The 20,840-nt window shown below is 28.5% G+C and carries 18 protein-coding genes; 10 read left to right on the top strand and 8 right to left on the bottom strand.

The window, feature by feature from the left end; translation table 11 throughout:
* Nucleotides 1-427: 427 nt before the first annotated feature.
* The 8 genes from ACWUD1_RS05180 to ACWUD1_RS05145 form a co-directional block, all read right to left on the bottom strand.
* Nucleotides 428-793 carry a BBA14 family lipoprotein gene (locus ACWUD1_RS05180; RefSeq protein WP_472757010.1) on the bottom strand — a complete coding sequence of 122 codons (366 nt, stop codon included), beginning with the start codon at nt 791-793 and terminating at the stop codon, nt 428-430.
* Nucleotides 790-1,164 carry a BlyB family putative holin accessory protein gene (locus tag ACWUD1_RS05175; RefSeq protein WP_472757009.1) on the bottom strand — a complete coding sequence of 125 codons (375 nt, stop codon included), beginning with the start codon at nt 1,162-1,164 and terminating at the stop codon, nt 790-792. Before ACWUD1_RS05175 ends, ACWUD1_RS05180 begins: the two co-directional genes overlap by 4 nt.
* Before the next feature lie 43 nt (nt 1,165-1,207).
* Nucleotides 1,208-1,375: a BlyA family holin gene (locus ACWUD1_RS05170; RefSeq protein ID WP_472757008.1), complete on the bottom strand. Its 168-nt coding sequence runs from the start codon at nt 1,373-1,375 to the stop codon at nt 1,208-1,210.
* 120 nt (nt 1,376-1,495) lie between these two features.
* Entirely contained in the window at nt 1,496-2,638 is a 1,143-nt protein-coding gene (locus ACWUD1_RS05165) for a DUF685 domain-containing protein (protein WP_472757007.1), read from the bottom strand.
* A 33-nt stretch (nt 2,639-2,671) separates the two neighbouring features.
* Complete coding sequence (locus ACWUD1_RS05160; protein ID WP_472757006.1) at nt 2,672-3,253, bottom strand: DUF735 family protein; 582 nt, start codon at nt 3,251-3,253, stop codon at nt 2,672-2,674.
* A 5-nt stretch (nt 3,254-3,258) separates the two neighbouring features.
* On the bottom strand, nt 3,259-4,122 hold the full coding sequence (locus ACWUD1_RS05155; protein ID WP_472757005.1) for a DUF276 domain-containing protein: 864 nt from the start codon (nt 4,120-4,122) through the stop codon (nt 3,259-3,261).
* Entirely contained in the window at nt 4,119-4,448 is a 330-nt protein-coding gene (locus ACWUD1_RS05150; protein WP_472757004.1) for a contractile injection system sheath initiator, read from the bottom strand. Before ACWUD1_RS05150 ends, ACWUD1_RS05155 begins: the two co-directional genes overlap by 4 nt.
* A gap of 919 nt (nt 4,449-5,367) precedes the next feature.
* Nucleotides 5,368-5,493 carry a hypothetical protein gene (locus ACWUD1_RS05145; RefSeq protein ID WP_472757003.1) on the bottom strand — a complete coding sequence of 42 codons (126 nt, stop codon included), beginning with the start codon at nt 5,491-5,493 and terminating at the stop codon, nt 5,368-5,370.
* A gap of 295 nt (nt 5,494-5,788) precedes the next feature.
* Here ACWUD1_RS05145 and ACWUD1_RS05140 point away from each other — a divergent pair, with 295 nt between their 5' ends.
* The 10 genes from ACWUD1_RS05140 to ACWUD1_RS05095 all read left to right on the top strand — a co-directional run bounded on the left by ACWUD1_RS05140 (nt 5,789) and on the right by ACWUD1_RS05095 (nt 20,778).
* Nucleotides 5,789-7,300 carry a BTA121 domain-containing protein surface lipoprotein gene (locus ACWUD1_RS05140; RefSeq protein WP_472757002.1) on the top strand — a complete coding sequence of 504 codons (1,512 nt, stop codon included), beginning with the start codon at nt 5,789-5,791 and terminating at the stop codon, nt 7,298-7,300.
* A 214-nt stretch (nt 7,301-7,514) separates the two neighbouring features.
* Entirely contained in the window at nt 7,515-9,065 is a 1,551-nt protein-coding gene (locus ACWUD1_RS05135; RefSeq protein WP_472757001.1) for a BTA121 domain-containing protein surface lipoprotein, read from the top strand.
* A 260-nt stretch (nt 9,066-9,325) separates the two neighbouring features.
* The gene (locus ACWUD1_RS05130) at nt 9,326-10,951 is read left to right on the top strand and encodes a BTA121 domain-containing protein surface lipoprotein (protein WP_472757000.1); all 1,626 of its coding nucleotides are present in this window, start codon (nt 9,326-9,328) and stop codon (nt 10,949-10,951) included.
* A 434-nt stretch (nt 10,952-11,385) separates the two neighbouring features.
* Nucleotides 11,386-12,639, top strand: a complete 1,254-nt coding sequence (locus ACWUD1_RS05125; protein WP_472756999.1) for a BTA121 domain-containing protein surface lipoprotein — start codon at nt 11,386-11,388, stop codon at nt 12,637-12,639.
* 51 nt (nt 12,640-12,690) lie between these two features.
* The gene (locus ACWUD1_RS05120) at nt 12,691-14,001 is read left to right on the top strand and encodes a BTA121 domain-containing protein surface lipoprotein (protein WP_472756998.1); all 1,311 of its coding nucleotides are present in this window, start codon (nt 12,691-12,693) and stop codon (nt 13,999-14,001) included.
* A 28-nt stretch (nt 14,002-14,029) separates the two neighbouring features.
* Nucleotides 14,030-15,325, top strand: a complete 1,296-nt coding sequence (locus ACWUD1_RS05115; RefSeq protein ID WP_472756997.1) for a BTA121 domain-containing protein surface lipoprotein — start codon at nt 14,030-14,032, stop codon at nt 15,323-15,325.
* 356 nt (nt 15,326-15,681) lie between these two features.
* Nucleotides 15,682-16,839, top strand: a complete 1,158-nt coding sequence (locus ACWUD1_RS05110) for a BTA121 domain-containing protein surface lipoprotein (RefSeq protein ID WP_472756996.1) — start codon at nt 15,682-15,684, stop codon at nt 16,837-16,839.
* Nucleotides 16,840-17,099: 260 nt separating this feature from the next.
* The gene (locus ACWUD1_RS05105) at nt 17,100-18,227 is read left to right on the top strand and encodes a BTA121 domain-containing protein surface lipoprotein (RefSeq protein WP_472756995.1); all 1,128 of its coding nucleotides are present in this window, start codon (nt 17,100-17,102) and stop codon (nt 18,225-18,227) included.
* A 185-nt stretch (nt 18,228-18,412) separates the two neighbouring features.
* Nucleotides 18,413-19,528, top strand: coding sequence for a BTA121 domain-containing protein surface lipoprotein (locus tag ACWUD1_RS05100; protein WP_472756994.1), 1,116 nt, complete (start codon nt 18,413-18,415; stop codon nt 19,526-19,528).
* A 110-nt stretch (nt 19,529-19,638) separates the two neighbouring features.
* Complete coding sequence (locus ACWUD1_RS05095) at nt 19,639-20,778, top strand: BTA121 domain-containing protein surface lipoprotein (protein WP_472756993.1); 1,140 nt, start codon at nt 19,639-19,641, stop codon at nt 20,776-20,778.
* Nucleotides 20,779-20,840 lie beyond the last annotated feature (62 nt).

The raw sequence follows: 20,840 nt of genomic DNA, 5'->3' as shown, positions 1-20,840 counted from the left end.
ATTTATTTTTTATAAGATTAAATATTATTTCTATTTTTTCTTTAAGGTTGATTTATTTAAAAAATGCTTTACAAACTTATGTTTTTGCTATATGATAAGAGTAAATACTTATATTTAAGAGAAAATAAGTACTAATAATTTATTTAAAATTTCATTAGAAATGGACGAGCCTTGTTAAGGCAAGTCATGTTAAATCTTAAGTTTATAATTATTCTTATATTTTCCTTCATGAACGATAGACTTTATTGAAAATTTTTTAAAATATGTTTTCCTATTAAAAGGGCATCTAATATGAAAGAAGTCCCTATTGGGAGCTTCTTGTAATAAGGGGAAAGACGTTTATTTTAACTTACTTTTTTAATTTACATTTTTAAATCTAATTTTTAATTTACTTTTTTAATTTATACTTTTAAATCTAGTTTTTAATTTACTTTTTTAATTTACTGTATTTTTTGTATACTATGATAGCTGTAGGTTTTGTAGTGTTTATGTAATGTTTTAGATGCATGATATTGTCTTTAATTGCGTCTAGTGTTTGTTCTTTTTTTAAAGGACTAGAATCTAGCAGTGTAAAGGGTGGAAAATTGTCGTCTTTAAATTTTTGTTTGACTCTAACTAAAAAGGTTTCTAGATACAATGCATAACTTGTAAGTTTTGCTTCATATACACTTAAATTTTTAAGTGTTGGCATCACAGGCATTATAGGCTCTCTTGGTAGCGCTGCTATAGATGTACAACTAATTATGAATATTTGTAATAAGATGATTAGTTTAAAAATCGAATTTTTGTTCATTTTTTGACCCCTTTTTTGGCATTTGTTTCTAGTTCATCTTTGAGGAATTTGGTTTTTGTTTTTATAAGATTGTTACGTTCAAGTCGTAATTCTTCAATTAAAGCGAGCTCAGAATCAGTGTTAATTGCATCAATGAGGTTTGTAATCTTATTGAGTATGGTTTCAAGTTCAAGAATAATTTGCTTACACTCTTTAATTTCCATTTTTTGTAATGAAGTTATGTAAAGGGTATTCATGTATTTGTAAATATCTATGGCCTTTTTGATTCCTACTTTAAAAATTTCATCATCTGTGTCATCACTATAGCCAAAAAATTCCATTAGATTTTGAAGAAAGATTATTCCCAGGTCTATATTTTTTTTGTTTATCATAATTTTTTCCTTAAATCTTATTAATTAAATTATTAATTAAATTTTATTTTTTGTTTTCTTTGTCAAGTAGGTTCTTAATTATTTTAATTACCTCACTAATAATGGGTTTTAATATTATTGTCAGGGGAATTAATATAAGTAATGCGATTCCTCCAATAATTATAAGTTTTAGCTCAGCAATATTTGATAAAAAGTCAAATATGATGTTCATGGTGTCCTCCATTTTAAATGTGTTAGATGTCTTATATGTAAAGGTATAAACTAATTTTTGTTATATTTAAATATTAACATGTTTTTAACAAAAATTAAATATATAAAATAAATAAAAAACCTACACTTTAAGAAGATCTGGCACATCTTGGTTTATGTCGTTGTTATATGTGGCGTATATTAGTTTATACCACCCTTCAAGAAGTGTTATTGTCATGTTGTGTTGTTTTCCTTTGTAAAAATAAAGAGATGTATGATTGCTTGTATTCTTATTTTCTGAGAATTTGATTATGATATGTGATTGATTCTCTATATTGAAATTTCTATTATCTGTAGCATGAATTACTATGCGCAGGTAGATATATTTGTTTTTAAGGTATCTTGGAAATTTTAATATTATTACGTCTCCTACAAGATTTATTCTTAATGTTGTATTACTAAATTCATGGTAGGAGTAATAAGTATCATTAGTGATCCTACGTCCCCAATTTGCAAAATTTTTAGGTATTCCTTTTAAGTAAGTATCTGCTTTAACTCTTTGTAGTATTCTTATATCTGTGTCAAATGTAATGAAATCTAAGCTTTCTGTGTCTATATCTTGTGTAGGATATGAGGTTAATAAATTTGTTACTGAGGTTAAGTCTTCTTTAAGTCTACCTTTTGTGATATAAGTTTGAACTAGAGAAGATTTTAGGGTTTGCAAATCATCTGTTTTAACAAAGTTATTCTCTGCATATTTTTTGGCTTTTTCTAGATCATTATTTTTGGCAAATATTTCTTTTAGATTGTCTATTATGGTTTGAAAAGCAATTAATTCAAATTCTTTTCTGATTGGATCGTAGGTACATATTTTGTCTGATTGAACATCGTATTCGGATTGATTTAGATTTTCAATTAATTCTTCTTTTATTTTTTTAAATAGGACGTTAAAGTCAATACTGGTAGATGGTGTCTTTAAATCTATTAACTTGGATATTATTTTTGTATACATTTTTTCTATGTATGATTCATATTCAAGTAGTTCTGTAGCTATTATTTCTCTTATGACTTTTTTAAAGTAATCAAGTCCTTCATAAAAGGTATCTTTTTTGATCTGTTCAATTAAGTTTTTGTATGTGATTGCGTAAGTTTCTTCAACAATATCATCAATGGGAATCAAGTCATTCTCATTGATATTAACTTTTCTGTTAAGATCTTTTATCTGTACATTGTCTTCTATTTCTTTGTTCGGTTCTTTGTTTGTTTCTTTGTTAGCGGGGTCCATATAACCTTCCTATTTGTTTGATAAGATATAAATTTATTTTATTTCTTTGTTATATGTATCAAAAATTTTGATAGTTCTTCCAACAGGAATTAAGGATTTAATAAATCTGTAATTTGAACTTTTAAAATCTTTTGGTATATAATTAGATACGAGTTTTTTAATTTTACCTTTATGTTTGACCATAATGCTTTTTAATTTTTTTTTAGTTTTGGCAGCTATTTTAAATCTAATTGGTGATCTGATGTGATCAAGTAATTTAATAATAATCTCTCCGGGTATGTCCGGGTTAACGGTTATTTCAACTCTTGCGTGCAAAAATGCTTTAAATAGTAGATCCAAACTTCTATCTGTTCCAATTGATTTTATTGCAAATATTAATGCTTTAAGAGAATTAACTAGATCCTTTGTAAGCCCTGTCTTTAAGTGAGCTGCGTTAAATAATGATAGCAGCATCAGTGCAATATATCTTGAATTTATGCTTTCTTCTATATTAATAGAGGCAAAATTTTGCACAAGTCTATTTAATTCGTCTAATAGTTGTTTTTTGAAGATAAGTTCACTTTTGATAATTTTTTCAAGTTGTGTATTTTGTAAAAATTGAGGTAGTTTTTTCATTAACTCTACTCTCTCTCAATTATCAGTCTTAAGTTTGGATCAAAGCATAGAAGTTCGTTTTCGTTGATCTCTACATCTGTATTGAATTTGAATTCAGATTCTTTAATTTGTGTTATTTTAATTTGAGAATCTTCTTGTACATTAATACCAATTCTCATGTTTTTAATTCCCTGAATTAGACTTACAGGACTTAAGAAATCTTGGTGTTTAAATAAAATACCCATATCTTTGTATTTATTTTGAATAATTTTTGTGTAAATTGTTCTTATCTGTTCGTCTATTTCTTTGTATACTGTTTCTGTTTCGGTTTTATATAGTACTTTTAAATATGTATATTTAATTGTTCCTAAGCTAAAGTGATATGTTTTTTTTTGCCCATTTTCGTTTAAAAGTTCAATTTTTATATTTCCTTTAAGTTGTGTACCACTTGGAACGGTATGGTATATCATTTGCCAAATTTGCTTAATCGTTTCATTGTCAATGACACTGTTGGTTGTTCTGTACTTTTCTGTAAATATGATGTAAATTGCAATTGTTCCTGCTGTAGTTATTATATTTGCATATTCAATATCCGAAATCGTTAATAATGCTTGTTTTATTGCATCATAAGTTGAACTTTTGGGCACGCTTAGTACATTTTGTAATCTTTTAAAGTATCCTTCCCCTTCCTTTAGTGTTTCAAATAATTCATTTAAAGCTTTTATTATTTCCATATCGATTGCAGAACTTGGGTAGTTTATTATGTCAAATATTGAATTATCTTTTATTGAAATATTATATTCTTTTTTAAGTATTTCTTTTTTTGCATTTTGTATCTCTTCTATTGATTTTGTAAGAATACCAATTTCTTTGTCAAATAATATCTTCATAATTTATATTCCATATTTAAAGTATTTCCTGCTAGAAAAAACTGTAATATTATTTTTTGATTTTCATGTCTGGTTTTGATATTTAATATGTCAATGTTAAGGGTTCTTAAGGTATTCGCAAAAAAGATTTTAATATCATCTTCTCTTTTAGTCTTTAATAATTTGATGAGAAAATTAAAATCAAGCCCGTAGCCTTTGTTATAAAGGCTACCAACTGGTGTTTTGAGATACAAAAATAATCTTTGCTTTTGTTCATCAAGGCCATCTACTATTTTTAAATCATTATCAAAAACTATATTAAATTCATTATCTATTTTAATATCCATTTTTAACTGCCTTAAAGTATAAGTATACTATTTTTGACAAAAATAGTATATGTTTTTAACAAAAATTTATAACAATATTAAATTTATTATGTTTTGATATTTTTATTTAAAGCTAATTATAGCTAATATAGATTTACATTATAATATGTCAGTTTGAAGATTCATTTTGTATGATATAAATTTGATTAGCACTTAATTGTTTAGCTAAAAACAGTATTTAGAAAAGTATTTATAGTTGTTTGAAGTTGATTTTTGTAAAAAAGAGACTCTTTTAATTTAAAGAGTCTCCAAGGTGAGAAGAATATAAAAATGAGATTCGTTGGTTTTTTAAATATAGTTTCTTATTACCTTAATTTGTTAATTGAGATTTGGTTATGCTTCAATATAAAGCCATTCCCTTTTATTTGATATGAACTTAACTTTAGTTTTTTGCATGTTTTTAAATTTAAATTCCCCATGATTTTTTCTTTTAATAAAAACACCATGGGAAAATCTTAAGAGAATAAATGAAGATAATATTGCTTTATACACTTTATGACACTTTAACCTTATAAACGTGTTCTATTATTATGTTCCTATTATACATTTTTCATTATTGATCTGCAATAATAAAGATATAAAAAATATATAGTTTTTTATAATTTTAATTTTTTATTAAATAATTTAAATTTTAAAATATTAATAAATTAATAGTAAATGTTAATCTTTAACAGAATAGTTTGTACATTTCATTTGCTTGTATTTGTATATGTTCAATATTATAATTTGTAATATATTTACCACTAGAGTAAATCTAGTGGTAAGAGCAGTATGTAACCTTTAAAAGGTACACCTTTTTGACAAGAATTTTATGAAAATCCTTTGAAAAAAGTTATTCAAGCTTGTAAAAAAATAATTTATTGACTTTCAAATGCAATAATTACCATTGTTGTTCATTTTGGGCTTCATCATCTTGATTATCATAATACATATCATTAGAGTCTGCATCCATTGACTTGCATGAAAGCATCATAAATAATAATAGAAATATTATGCATTTTTTCATCTTTTATCCTTTATCTTGAAATTATATCATGTATAATTTAATACTTGATATAATATAATTTTAGCAAATTATATTATTAAAGTCTAGAATTTTGTTTGACTGGTTTTATCTTAAAATTTAAGATTTGGTTTAAGAATTTGAGGTAAACAGGTTTAAAATTGTAATTGTTTTAATATGATAATAATTTAGAAATTAGTATATAATGTATGTGACGTCATGGTATTGATGAATAAAGTAATTTGAGCTTTAGCTTGATCGTTAGAGCATAAATTTTGATAAGAGGAGATGTTTAATAGTGGAAACAAAAGTACATAACTTGCTGTCATTGTTGGTATTGATAGTAGTGGGTTGTAATTTAGAATCTGAGAGAAATGCTGCTCTGAAGGGTAATATGCAGTCTAAAGGCTTTAAAAAGGGTGTTTACAAAGCAGATCCTGAAGGAGGTCATTATCGAGCAGATTTGCCGAAAGTACTAGATACCGATACTAAGATTCAAAATCTACTGACTGAATTTCAGTTATCTAATAAGCAAAAAAGCGTTTTATTTTTAAAAAAAATATTAACTGATGCTGATGTTGGTAATACTCAAGGTTATCGTAATTATACTGATGATGAGTTTTGTCTTCTTTTAAAAGATTTTGGGGCTGATAGACTTTCTGAAGTATTAGATCTTCTTGGTGAGATTGAAGGAATCCAGGATATTATTTCCGATATTCAAGATGAGAATGCTAAATCAAAGTTTAGCTCTGATTTTAATGAGTCTGAATTTAAGTATTCATTATTCTTAAAGGAGACATTTAATTTATCTATAACTTCTGATAATTTGCCCGATATTAATTCCATATACGCAGAGGTCTTAGGTTCTAAAAGAAGGGATTCTGGTTTTTCTTCTATGGTCAATATTAAGACTGACGCTTTAAATACTTGTTACTTTGAAAAGGGTGAAAATTTATACGAAAAACTTTCTGATCCTGAAAAAATTACTGTTGATTATATAAGGAGAGAAGCATTATTTCCTGAAAGCAATGGAAATTATAGTGTAGATGATAATTATCATTTTTATCGTATCTTAGGCGTACTCGGGAAGTTTAAGCTTCAGAATATTATAGAACATGTAAACTCTGTGATTAGTGAAAGGGATGAAATTGAAAGATTGATTGCAAATGTTGAAAGTGAAAGATCCAAGGCAGATTTAAAACTTGAATTTGATAGAACGAAGAGTAATTATGTATTTTATCTAAGAACTAGTTTATCTAATCGTTATACTTTGAGAGGTATTGATGACTTTTATAAGAGTATAGTAAATGATGAAGATAAGAATCGTTTTATTGTACTTAAAAATAAAGTTTCAGGGATAACTAAATTTAAGGATATCTATGCAGGCCTTTCTTCTAAAGAAAGAGATGTAATTGGGTATATGAAAGATTCATTGATAGATCGTGATGATATTCGTGATAGATTTAAGAGTGTAATGAGTGACTTGTATATGTCATATAGAGATAAGTTTGACGAGATTTTGTCTCTTAATAACAAGTTTATGGAAGCAGAAAAGGAAATCTTATCAGTTATTGAAAAGATTAAAAATAATTTTGAGGGTATAAGATTAAAAAGTTTTTATGATAGCAAGAAATGGTTCTATCAAGGTGCTGTAAAGTTTGCATTTAAGTTCAGCGATCCTGAAAGGGTGTATAATGAATTAAAAGGATCGATAGATTTACAGGATTTTTTAAATCGATTTGAAGAGATTAAAAAAGGAGTCTTAGAGAAAACTAAAAATATTGATTTTGTTGATGTGGTTGGTAGTTAGCAAAAGAAGTTTAAGAAAGAGTGCCATGAAGTTTAAACTTTCATAGTTTTTTTCATGGTTTTTTTATTTTGTTTTTTATTTTGTTTTGCGTTAACATTTTATTTATGGCAGTTTTTATATTGCTTGATATGGCAATGTAATTTGGTAAATTAATTTAAGATTTTATTTAATATTATTTTGATTTAAGCTTTTAAGCTAAAAGAGGAGATATTTAATGGTAAGAACAAAAAGACGCAGACGTGGCGTATTATCATTATTTGTATTAATAGTAGTGAGTTGTGAGTTGGCTCCTAAGGAAAATTCTGTTCATAAAAGTGGTGCACAGTCTAAAGGCTTTAAAAAGAGTATTTACAAGGCAGAGCCTGAAGGAGGTCATTATCGAGCAGATTTTCCAAAAGTACTAGATACCGATACTAAGATTCAAAATTTGCTTGCTGAATTTCAATTATCTGATAAACAAAGAAGTATTTTCTTTTTTAAAAAAATACTAGCTGATACCGATATTGGTAATACTCAAGGTTATCGTAATTATACTGATGATGAGTTTTATTTTCTTTTAAAAGATTTTGGGACCTTTAGACTTTCTGAGATTTTAGACTTTGTTGAGGTAATGGAGGTGGGAAGTCGTATTATTTCTCATCTGCAAGATGGGAGTGTTAAATCAAAGTTAAAATCTGATTTTGACGATCCTAAACTTAAGTATTTATTAAGTCTAAAGAAGATATTTGGTCTATCTAGAGACTCTGATAATTTGCCTGATACTGATAATATACATAAAATGATTTTAGAGTTTAGTGAAAAGGACCAAAATTTTGCTTCTATGGTAGATCTTAAGACCAAGGCTTTAGCGATCTTTTATCCTGAAGAAGGTGAGCGTCTATACAAAAGGTTTTCTGCTTTTAAGCAAAAAGAGATTGATTATATAAGGACGTCGTTATTTTCTAAGAGACATGGAAATTATGATGAAAGTTATAGTACAGATGACAATAATTATTTTTACAGTGTACTTGGTAAGCTTGGGGAACTTAGCCTTGGCCACATATTAGAAGATATAAGTTTTGTGTTTAGTAAGAGGGATGAGACTTTAAGGACTATTAAGGATATTGATGATATTATGCTGGCAAACTTTAAGTACAACTTGATGCTTATATTTGATAAGAGCAATGAGGATTATATGTCTGATTTAAGAGAATATTTAATGAGTGTTAATAGTTATGAGGATAACTCGCAAGATATCCTTAAGTCTTATAAATCTGCATCGGATAAATCGAAGACATATCTTGACATGCTTAAGATACAAGCTTTAGGTTTAGTTAAGTTTAAAGATATATATAAGGGACTTTCCCCTAAAGAAAAGGATGTAATTGATTATATGCAACGTTTAATCGTAATTGATAAGGCTGTAACTCAAGCACGTGATTTTAGGGATGCTCTTGCGGTAAATCGTGTTAATACTCTTGATGCTTTTGAGTGTGTAATAGGTAGTTTATATATGGTTGATAAGAATAAGTTTAATGGGTTTTTGAATTTGAATTTAGAAGTTTATGAGGCAAGAAGTGAAGCTTTAAGATTTCTTAATAACATTAAAGATGATGACTTGAGAGAAGAATTAAAAGGTGATTTGGAAGATATAGATTGGTCTTATGCAAATGTTTTAAACAGGATATTTAATTCTATAGAGCCTAGTGGGGTGTATAATAAGTCATTAGAAGAGGCAGATTTATTACATTCTCTTGCAAAAGATTTTAAGGATATTAAAGAGTAGATTCAGGAGTAGATTAGAGTAGTGAAGTAGTTTGTAATTAAGATGTAGTTATATTTTAAGTAAATTATACTTATGATTCTTATGTTTAAATCAATCAATATTTGATTGATTTAAAATGATACCGATATAGACAAATTATAAACATAATAATAAAATGTATATTAATACATAATGAGTTTATTATGATAAGTGATTTAGTAATTTAATTTAAATTTTATTTAAAGGTTTGAATTTTAATTTTAATGGGAGGATATTTAATATTGAGGCGAAAAATTGATAATAATTTATTATTTTTATTGGTAGTAGTGGTAATAAGCTGTAGACCAGAGGTTGGAAAGACCGATTTAACTGCGAAAAGGGTAGTTGCACCTGATTTTAGGAAAGGGGGAGACACTACTACAGTGGGTAGTGGGGGAGACACTACTACAGTGGGTAGTCATTTGCATACAGATTTGATTCAGCAACCTACTTATATTAACTTTGAGCTAGTGCAAGCACTACAAAGTAAACCTGGTTTGCAAGGATTGTTAAACGAATTTCAGTTAAAAGGTGAGCAAGATATAAAAAAATGTCTATTTTTAGCAGGAATCTTAACTAATACTGGTATTGGTGAGGCTAAAGATGGTTATAAGCATTATACTGATGGTAAGGTTTTGCATGTTTTTGAAAAGCTTGGTTCTTCAAAGCTTTCTACAATTTACAATATTGTTGGGATAATAAAAGAGACCGGTGATATTATTTCTAGCATTCGCGATGAACAGGTTAAGTCAAAATTTGAGTCTGACTTTAATGACCCTAGAGATAAATGTTTACTTAGCATAAAGAAGTCATTTAGTTTTTTGGTAGAATTAAATAATATATCGGAAGCTGATGTTGATGTTGTATACAGGAGTGTCTTAAATTTTAATGAGGAAGATGTTGATTTTGGCTCTATTAAGAGTATTAAAGACAAGGCGTTGCCCACTGAGAATGGTAAAGTTTTATACAAAAAACTTAATGAAGCCCAAAGGGATACAGTTGATTATGTAAGGACAGCATTATTTCCTGAGAAACATGGAAGCTATAGTACAGATGATGATAATCATTTTTATATTGTACTTGAAATGCTTGGCAAGCTTAGACTTAAGGGTCTTATAAGATGCATCAATGTTGTATTTGGTGAAAGAGATGAAGCTTTAAAGGTTATTAATGATATTCAAGATGCTAAGGCAGCAGACTTTAAGAGTAGCTTAGAATTTGTATTCAATAAAGTAAAAGATAACTATCCGGCTTATTTAAAAAAACGTTTAATAAAATCATACACTGATAAAAATATTGATCAGTTCAATGTTGATATTAAAAGTGATTTATATTTTGCAAGATTTATTAATCTTAAATTCAAAGCTTTAGGTATAGTTAGGTTTAAAGATGTATATGCAAAGCTTTCCCTTAAATCACAAAATGCAATTGAAGATGCCCGATCTTTAATAAGACCTTTTACCAACGAGGATGACATTAGTGCGGTTAGTAGTTATGATCCTGCTTTTCTTAAGTTTAATAATGCTGTTGATGTTAAACGTATTTTTGACTCTGTACTGGGCAATTTAGCTATTACAGATGAGACTAGATTTAAGAAATTGTTTTTAAAACGTATTGTGGATATTTTTGATGTTAAAAATCAATATTTAAAGGCTATTGAGAAAATTCCAGCGGATAAACCTGATTTTAAACAGGTTGAACTTGCTTCTTTTAGTTCCGAGAATAGCTCGTATCAAGATACGTTGTTAGAAATATTTGATATTCTATATTTAGGTGATACGTTTCATAAGTTAGATCAATTTTCTTTGGTTGATGTTAAGAATGGGTTTAAGACTGTTTTAGAAACTTTCACAGACAGCTGGAATTGATGAATTAAGTTGAAGATGAGAATGAAGACTAGACTATGGGGTGGAGATGATGAATAGATGTTAGAAGAAGATTAAAAAAGTTTAATTTTAAAAAGTTTAAGTTTAAATTAACTTTTAAAAAGTTTAACTTTAAAATATGTTATAAGTATGCAAAGCCATGAGATTTAAATCTTGTGGCTTATTTTATTTTAAACTGATATTAATAATATTTGAATGGCAATTTAAATAAAAATCTAAATAAAAATCTAAATAAATAATCATAATCATTGAGAGTTAATATAACTGACATATAATTTAGTTTATTCTGTTAAATTTATTAAAACTCATTAATCAATATATATGAAGTAAAGGATTTAATAATTGATCAATAAATTTAGAATTTAACTTTGTCGAGTTGTAATTATAAGTTTTTAAGGTAAAAAAGGAGATATTTAGTGAGAAAAAATAAAATAGATAATAAAAAATGTATTTTTAATATATATATTTTATATAAATTATCATTTTTGTTGGTATTAATATTTTCATTAATATTATTGAGTTGTGATCCAGAGGGGGCTACTAAGAGGAAGGCTCAACAGGCACAGCTTGAGAATTTGAATAAAAAAGGCTTGTATGGAGGTAAAAAGAGAGACTTAAATTTTAATTTACCTGGTAATACCGCTAGGCCCCCACTTGCACCCCCAGTGCCCATTTTTGAAAAGAATAAACTTCCAAAATTCGTTGATCCACCAGATCCAGAGGATCCATTAGATTCAGGTTTTAATTTGGAACAGGTAGAAGAAAACTTTCAAAATCTTTTAGCTAAACTTAATTTATCAGATGAGGAGAGACAAAACGTTATCTTGTACAAAGAAATATTAATGAAGTCTAATGCTGGCAATAAGATTGATTATACGTATACTGCAGAAGAATTTACCAGATTAGTTGAATCTTTAGGTGAGATAAGGGTAAAAGAATTAGTAGAGCACATAAAACCTGTTCTTAGTGCGCGGTCTGAAGTGGAGAATACTGTGCAGGGGGTTACTAGAAAATTTTTTAGAAGACACTTGCAATTTATCTTTGATGGATTTACCAGTTATTTTGATGATCTTTTAAAAAAATATTCAGTACTTAGGTCTGATATAGCGGATCCTGCTAGTGTAGTACATGGTGAGATTATGCAGTGGAATAGTCTTTATAAAGATGCGTTTAGTATTCTTAAAAATGTGGCTTTAGGTGTTAATGCATATGATGATGTGTATAGGAAAAAAGCAGTTATAAGTAAGCATAAAGTAGTTGAGAATGTACGTGAAATACGGATAAAGAACTTTGATGATAAAGAAGAAGTTGATTTTATTACAGCGTTTGAAAGGATTAATAATGTTGAGACATCTGACAGTTTCGATGCTTTAATAGGCGCTTCAGTTTACGAGGACAGCGATAGATTTTTTAAATTTATAGGCGATATAATCGCACCTGTTTGTTATTTAAGAAATCGAGTTTTGTTTGTGGTAGAAAGAGGGAATGCAGATTTAGTTATCAAAGTAACAGTGGCGGACCAAGAAGATCGATACAAAATGATTTTAAAAGGTATATTTGGTGTTAAGTTTGAGGTTGAACATTTGTATTGGGCAGCAGACAATATGAAATTCTCTTTAGAAAGATTTAAGAATAAGTGCTTAGAAGTGATAGGTTCAGTAGAGGTGTAGTTTTTAGGTAGAGCAAAATTATAAATTTTAAGGTAAAAAAGGAGATATTTAGTGAGAAAAAATAAAATAGATGATAAAGAATGTATTTTTAATACATATATTTTATATAATTTATCATTTTTGTTGATATTAATATTTTCATTAATATTATTGAGTTGTGATCCAGAGGGGGCTACTAAGAGGAAGGGTCAACAGGCACAGCTTGGGAATTTGAATAAAAAGGGTTTGTATGGAGGTCAAAAGAGGGACTTGAATTTTAATTTACCTGGTAATACCGCTAGACCCCCACTTGCACCCCCAGTGCCCATTTTTGAAAAGAATAAACTTCCAAAATTCGTTGATCCACCAGATCCAGAGGATCCATTAGATCCAGAGGATCCACCAGTTCCAGAGGATCCATTAGATCCAGGTTTTAATTTGGAACAGACAGAAGAAAACTTGCAAAATCTTTTAGCTACATTTAGGTGGTTATCAAATAAGCAAAGACAAAACATTATTTTTTACAAAGAGATATTAATGAATCCTAATGCTGGTAATAAGATTGGTTATCATACTTATACTGCAGAAGAATTTACTAGATTAGTTGCATCTTTAGGTGAGACAAGGGTAGGAAAATTAATAGATCATATAGCCCCTATTCTTATAGAGCGACATGAAGCACAGACAGCTATAGATAGCGTTAAGAGAATAGATGTTAAAAAGCACTTACAATTTATCTTTGATGGGTTTATCACTTATTTTGACGATTTTTTAAAAGGATTCTCAACTTTTGATACTACTCCAGAAAAATTTGTTAGTGAGTTATATGGTGCAATTATGCATTGGAATAGTCTTTATAAAGATGCGTTTAGTATTCTTAAAAATGTGGCTTTAGGTATTAATGCATATGATGATGTGTATAGGCAAAAAGGAGTCATAAATAAGCATACAGTAGTTGAGCATATACGTGAGATACGGGTAAAGAACTTTGGTGATAAGGGAGAGGTTGACTTTATGATAGCGTTTGGAAGGATTAAGGATGTTGAGACATCTGATAGTTTTAATGCTTTAATAGGTTCTTTGGTTTCCAAGGATAGGAAGAAGTTTGACCAATTGATAGATGCAATCGAGTTTGTTTTCCATGAAATGATACCAATTTTATTTATACTAGAGAAAGAGGGTGTTAACTCAAGTTTCAAGCAGGAGTTTTATGCTCATGAGAAGCAATATAAGGAGTGTTTAGATAATGTATTTGGTAAGTTTGACGTTAAACAAGTGTATATGGCCGCAGATTCTGCAAATCATGTTACATTTAGCATTGCAGCTAAGTTGAAAGATTTTAAAAATAGGCTTGTGCAAGTATTAAGTAGAGCAAAATTATAAGTTTTTAAGGTAAAAAAGGAGATATTTAGTGAGAAAAAATAAAATAGATAATAAAGAATGTATTTTTAATACATATAGTTTATATGATTTATCATTTTTATTGGTATTAATATTTTCATTAATATTGTCGAGTTGTAATCCAGAGGGCGCTACTAAGAAGGGTCAACAGACACAGCTTGGGAATTTGAATAAAAAGGGTTTGCATGGAGGTAAAAAGAGAGACATAAATTTTAATTTACCTGGTAATACCGCTAGGCCCCCACTTGCACCCCCAGTGCCCATTTTTGAAGGGAAGAAATCCCTAGAACTCATTGATCCACTAGATCCAGAGGATCCATTAGATTCAGGTTTTAATTTGGAACAGGTAGAAGAAAACTTTCAAAATCTTTTAGCTAAACTTAATTTATCAAATGAGGAGAGACAAAACGTTCTCTCTTACAAAGAGATATTAATGGATCCTAATGCTGGTAGTAAGATTGGTTATCATACTTATACTGCAGAAGAATTTACCAGATTAGTTGAATCTTTAGGTGGGATAAGGGTAAAAGAATTAGTAGGGCACATAAAACCTGTTCTTAGTGAGCGGTCTGCAGTGAAAAATGATGTGTGGGGAGTTACTAGAAAAGCTTTTAGAGGACACTTGCAATTTATCTTTGATGAATTTACCAGTTATTTTGATGATCTTTTAAAAAAATATTCAGTATTCAAGTCTGATATATTGGATCCTGCTGGTGCAGTACATAGTGGGATTATGCAGTGGGACAATCCTTATAAAGATGCGTTTAGCATTATTCAAAGTGCGGCTTTAGGTGTTAATTCATATGATGCTTTCTATGATGAGGAAGAGATAGAAGCCACACATAAGACATCAGTTGAGTATTTGCGTAGTATAAAGACAAAAAACTTTGATGATAAAGAAGAAGTTGACTTTATGACAGCGTTTGAAAGAATTAAGAATGTTGAGACATCTGATAGTTTTGATGCCTTAATAGGTTCTTTGGTTTACGAGGATACTCGTGAGTTTGAATCGCTTATGCAGAATTTTGTTGGTTCTATTTTGCATGCAAAGTTAGAAGCTGAGAATATGATAACAAAGGGGATAAATATGGGCTTTTTAATGGATTTAGGTCTTTGCAAAAATGAATTTCTTTTTCAAGATATGGAGCAAAAGAAACTTTTAGGTCGTATATTTGGTAAGCTTGATGTTGAAAATGTGTATAATTTAAAAAACCTTTTAGCTGTGGATATACAAAATCTTATACCTATTTTTAAAAAAAATAAAAGTGCATCTGAGAGTATTATTTTAAGCAAAGTAAGATCTTAAGAAGAGCTTAAATTTTTGAGTCAAGTAAGTTAAATAAGTGAGATAATGCAAATATGAGCCATAAGGATAATAATTTTTATGGCCATATATTAATGTCTATCTATATATTATGGTTTTAAGAATTTAAATGAAATTGGGTTTAAACCATTAAATTCAAATTAAACATGAAACGAAACGAAATAATCAAATAAACACTCAAATAAATAATCATAATCATTGAGAGTTAATATAACTGACATATAATTTAATTTATTATATTAAATTTATTAAAAAATTTAATATATCTAATTTATCATTTAAAATTTTGTGTATTTAAGTAGTAGCAGTAGAGGTTTAAAGACAAGAGGAGATATTTAGTGAGAAAGAATAAAATAGAAAATAAAAAATATATTTTCAATATATATGGCTTATTATTTTTACTAATATTAACATTAGCACTAGTATTAACGTTAATGTTATCGGGTTGTAATCCAGGAGTGAAGAAGAATGGAGAGGATCTGAATAGACAAAATCCTTCCAGAGTAAGTGGAAAAGGGAATAAATATAATAATACTTTATTTTTTAATGGAACTTCTGTTGTTGAAAAAACATGGGAGAGAGAGAGTATAAAATTTCAAAATCTTTTGAGAAAACTTAAGTTATCAGATATTCAAAAGGAAAGGGCTGTGTCTTACAAAGGGATATTAATGAATCCTAAGCTTGGTAGTAATCTAGGTTATCGTACTTACAGTGAAGATGAGTTTATGCATTTATTTGAAACCTTAGGTGAGGTTAAGGCAAAAGAACTGATAGAACATATAGAACCTATTCTTGGGGGACGATTTGGGGCACAATTAGCTATACGTGATATTAAGAGGGCAGATGCTAAACCTCATTTGCAATTTATCTTTGATGGATTTAATCATTATTTTGAAGTGTTTATAAAGCATCTTGCATCTGTTGGATCTAAGAAGCAACCAGATCCTGTTAATGGATTATATAGTGAATTTTTGGAGTGGGATAGTCCTTATAGAGATGCGTTTGTTATTATTCAAAATGTGGCTTTAAGTATTAATGCATTTGATAGTATGTATAAATCATTGTCAGCAGATAAGCAGGTATTGATTAATTATATACATAATATAAGGGTAAAAAATTTTAATGATAAGGAATCTGTTGATTTTATGACAGCGTTTGGCAGGCTTAGGAGTGTTGAGACCATTGAGGGTTTTCATGCTTTAATGGGAGGTTTAGTTCGTTTAGACAGTAATAAATTTGATGAGATGATAAACTTTATTTATTCTGTTTTTCAGGCAAAACTAGAAGCTGAGGATGCAATAAAAAATATGGTCAAAGATAAGTCAGCTTTAAAACGGGAATTTGATGTTCAAGAGAAGGAATATAGACTTGAATTAAGCAATATATTTGGCATGTTGGATCTTAATTTTGTCTACGAGATGGTATTAGATATAAAGAGTGCTTTCAACGTTATTAAACTTAAGTTTAGAAAGATTAAGGATAAGGCTAAAACTTAGACAAGTCTTAAAAGACTACCACTTAAAAAAATAAGACTAAATTTAGTAAAAGATGAGATAAGGAGTGTTGATAAAGTATATATGCAATTATTTAAATAAATTATGACATTGTCAATTATTCAATTATATTAAATTAATAATAATTATTAATAATTTATAACAAGTAATTTAATACATAGTAACAAATATATAATAAATGAATTTATGATATTTAGTTTAGCATGCATTTAAAGATTTAAAAACAGAAAAGGGGGTGCTTAATGCTAAAAATAAAAATTTATGATTTGAATACACATATATTAACATATATATTATTGTTTTTATTATTTTTGATAGTAACTGCTTGTGATCTGGCAAATTTTAAGAAAACATTCAGTAATATTTTTGATCCTAGCTACAATAAGACTGCAGCTAAGGGTAGGGATAATGAGGATTTAGAACATACTCTGAAGCCTGAAGATAAGTTAACACAGGCTGAAAAAGATACAAAATTTCAGAAATTTTTAAATGGATTAAATCTGTCTGATGATTATAATAATGATATTTTGCTTTTCAGGAAGGCATTAACCAATTCTGAGATTGGCAAGGATTTTCACACTTATTCTGAGGATGAGTTTATTGTTTTAGTAAAAAATTTGGGTATATCTGGTGTTAAAAGTACGATCGATTATATAAGGCCTTCTATGATAAATCGAGCTTTAGCAGCAGCTGAGATTGCAAACGTTAAATCGGAAAAATTTAAGAATCATTTGCAATTTATATTTGATGAACAAAGTAATGGTTTGGACTTGCTTTTCAAATCTCTTGCAAGTAATGGAAAGCAGATTAAGGAGGCTCAAAGTATATATAATGATATTACGAAACTTAAAAATTTTAGTGATGCTGGTTTTATTACGCTTAAAGAAGCGGCTTTAGGTATGAATTCATACCAAGAGAATTATGATCATTTAGCTCCTCATTATAAGGAATTAATTGAATATATTCGTAAAGCAAGATTAAAGGATGTTGAAAAAAATGCAGGCAGTGGTATTAATATTCCTATCAGCAGGCTTTATCTTGTTGAAACTGAGGACAGTTTTAACTGTTTAATTGGTAATTTGATTTCTTTAAATGAAGATGCATTTGTTCATTTTATAAAGAATATCTTTGCTATTTTTAAAGAAAAGAAGGAGACTTCTGAAGAGATGCAAAGAGGCATACCCGATTCAACATTAGATGTTCTTTTTGAGAAATGGGAACTTGCGTATGAAAGGAAATTGAGTAATATGTTTACTACTTTAGATTTTTTAAAAACATATGATCATGTTATATTTTCAAGTAAAATTTTAAATAGCATTTTGTCTGAAGTTAAGGAAATTAGGTCCAAAATTAGGGTTAGGGGCAATTGAAATAGAAAATAACTATTATTAATATAAGTCTTAGGGTATTGTTTAAGTATTTTAGCTTAATTCAAATGATACTTAAGATTATTATATAATTAAAAAAAATTAAAATGAATTTTTTAAATTTAAATTTTTAAAAAAGTCTATTTAAAAATAGAAAATCAAAATAAAAATATAGGAGATATTTAAATATGGTATGTCATAAAAATATTTTAACAATGAGTGTGGGTACATGTATATTATATGTATTATTGTTTTTAGTGATGCTAATGTTGGGCTGCGATAATTCAGGAGATGTTAGTAAAGCAGAAAATAAAGGTAGAACTAGTAGAATTGGTAGAACTGTTGCTGGCAGTGGTGCTGGTGAGCAGAGGCCAAAAAAGGAACTAACGTATGATGAGATAGTGCAAAAGTTATCATCTGATCAAAAAGAAGCCGTTATATTTTACAAAAATGCATTGACTAGTCCTGAGGTTGCTAATAATTGGTACACTTGTACTGAAGCAGAGTTTAAAGAGCTACTAAGGTCTTTGCATGGATCTAGCGGGAAAAAAAATCGTTTTATAAGCATGATAGATCATATAGGATCTACATTGAGAGAAAATAGAGATGCTAGAGCTGCTATTGATGTTATTACTGATGCTAGTAAGGCAGATTTTAAAAAAGATTTGACTCTTCTTTTTGATCAGTATAATGGCTACTTATTCTTTAGATTAAAGAGTTATTCTGTATTGCAACCTCCTAATAAGAAGTTTAAGAGTATTGATGATATATATCAGTCTGTTGCTAGGGATGACTTATGTTATAGTGAGTTTGTTCGTATTAAAATTTGGGCTTTAGGTATCAAGCAATATGATGAAATATTTGAAGGTTTATCTAAGGATGATAAAGAATTAATTGCGTATATACGAAAAGTAAAGAATTCTAAGACTACAAGTGATTCTGCTTATTACAAAATCTATCATATGGAAACTGAGGGTAGCTTTAATTCGTTTATAGGTAGATTTTATAATTCAATAGGCAAGATTAAGTTTAAACAAACTTTAAAAGAGTTGCTAGATGTTTTTAAAGCTAAGCAAGAAGCATCTGAGGCGCTTAAGGGTATCTTAGATAAGGGATTAAAGACTAGGTTTGAGACTTGTGAGACTAACTTTGAGAAGAGATTAAATGGCATCTTTAAATCGTATGAAGTGTTTGCATTCTATTTTAACAGTAGTTATAATTGGGTGCAAGGTTCAAAGAAGGAATTAGCTGAGCTTAAGACTGAATTTGAAACAATTGCAACTGATGCTAAGCTTGGATCTTAACCTTAGTTTTTAAAGTTTAAAGAATTAAATACATGGTTTAAAAATAAGTATTTAAAAATTTTTTATTTAAGAATAAAAAATCAAAATAAAAATATAGGAGATATTTAAATATGGTATGTCATAAAAATATTTTAACAATGAGTGTGGGTACATGTATATTATGTGTATTATTGTTTTTAGTGATGCTAATGTTGGGCTGCGATAATTCAGGAGATGTTAGTAAAGCAGGAAATAAAGGTAGAATTGGTAGAATTGTTGAGATCCCCCCTCCCCCTATCCCTCCAGATCCTCTTAGCAAGTTATCAGATGAAGATAAAGCGTTTAAGGTGAAGCATTTAAGTGGATTTAAGTTATCATCTGATCAAAAAGAAGCCGTTATATTTTACAAAAATGCACTAATGGATCCTGCGGCTGGTAATAATTGGTACACTTGTACTGAAGCAGAGTTTTTGGAGCTACTAAAGTCTTTACATGGGTCTAGTGGTAAAGAAAATCGTTTTATAAGCATGATAGATCATATAGGGTCTGCATTAAGAGAAAGAAAGGATGCTAGAGCTGCTATTGATGCTATTACTGATGCTAGTAAGGCAGATTTTAAAAAAGATTTGAATATTCTTTTTGATCAGTGTAATGGTAACTTATCCTTTAGATTAAAGGATCATTCTGTATTTCAACTTCCTAACAAGTTTAAGAGTATTGATTATATATATCAGTCTGTTGCTGATGATGACTTATTCCATAGTAGTTTTTTTCGTATTAAAATTTGGGCTTTAGGTATCAAGCAATATGATGCAATATTTAAAGGTTTATCTAAGGATAATAAAGAATTAATTGCGTATATACGAAAAATAAAGATTTCTCAGACTTTATTACCGACAAGTGATCCTGTTTATGACAAAATCTATTATATGACAACTGAGGATAGCTTTAATTCGTTTATGGGTAGATTTTATAATTTATCAGGCAAGATTAAGTTTGAGCAAGTTTTAAAAGATTTGCTACCTATTTTTAAAGCTAAGCAAGAAGCAGCTAAGGCTCTTAAGGGTAGTTCAGATGAGGGATTAAAGACTAGGTTTAAGACTTGTGAGACTAACTTTAAGAAGAAGTTGAAGGACATCTTTGTATTTTATGAAGTGTCTGAAAACTATTTGAACATTTTTTATGATTGGGTGCAAGGTTCAAAGGAGAAATTAGCTAAGCTTAAGACTGAATTTGAAACAATTGCAACTGATGCTAAGCTTGGATCTTAACCTTAGTTTTTAAAGTTTAAAGAATTAAATACATGATTTAAAAATAAGTATTTAAAAATAAA

This window comes from Borrelia tillae (genome assembly GCF_055693965.1).
This window is presented reverse-complemented; position numbering and strand designations above follow the sequence as displayed.

Bases quoted from the DNA above. Each gene is read 5' to 3' on its own strand.
- ACWUD1_RS05180 (WP_472757010.1), bottom strand. From the start codon at position 793: ATGAACAAAAATTCGATTTTTAAACTAATCATCTTATTACAAATATTC.
- ACWUD1_RS05175 (WP_472757009.1), bottom strand. From the start codon at position 1,164: ATGATAAACAAAAAAAATATAGACCTGGGAATAATCTTTCTTCAAAAT.
- ACWUD1_RS05170 (WP_472757008.1), bottom strand. From the start codon at position 1,375: ATGAACATCATATTTGACTTTTTATCAAATATTGCTGAGCTAAAACTT.
- ACWUD1_RS05165 (WP_472757007.1), bottom strand. From the start codon at position 2,638: ATGGACCCCGCTAACAAAGAAACAAACAAAGAACCGAACAAAGAAATA.
- ACWUD1_RS05160 (WP_472757006.1), bottom strand. From the start codon at position 3,253: ATGAAAAAACTACCTCAATTTTTACAAAATACACAACTTGAAAAAATT.
- ACWUD1_RS05155 (WP_472757005.1), bottom strand. From the start codon at position 4,122: ATGAAGATATTATTTGACAAAGAAATTGGTATTCTTACAAAATCAATA.
- ACWUD1_RS05150 (WP_472757004.1), bottom strand. From the start codon at position 4,448: ATGGATATTAAAATAGATAATGAATTTAATATAGTTTTTGATAATGAT.
- ACWUD1_RS05145 (WP_472757003.1), bottom strand. From the start codon at position 5,493: ATGAAAAAATGCATAATATTTCTATTATTATTTATGATGCTTTCATGC.
- ACWUD1_RS05135 (WP_472757001.1), top strand. From the start codon at position 7,515: ATGGTAAGAACAAAAAGACGCAGACGTGGCGTATTATCATTATTTGTA.
- ACWUD1_RS05105 (WP_472756995.1), top strand. From the start codon at position 17,100: ATGCTAAAAATAAAAATTTATGATTTGAATACACATATATTAACATAT.
- ACWUD1_RS05100 (WP_472756994.1), top strand. From the start codon at position 18,413: ATGGTATGTCATAAAAATATTTTAACAATGAGTGTGGGTACATGTATA.
- ACWUD1_RS05095 (WP_472756993.1), top strand. From the start codon at position 19,639: ATGGTATGTCATAAAAATATTTTAACAATGAGTGTGGGTACATGTATA.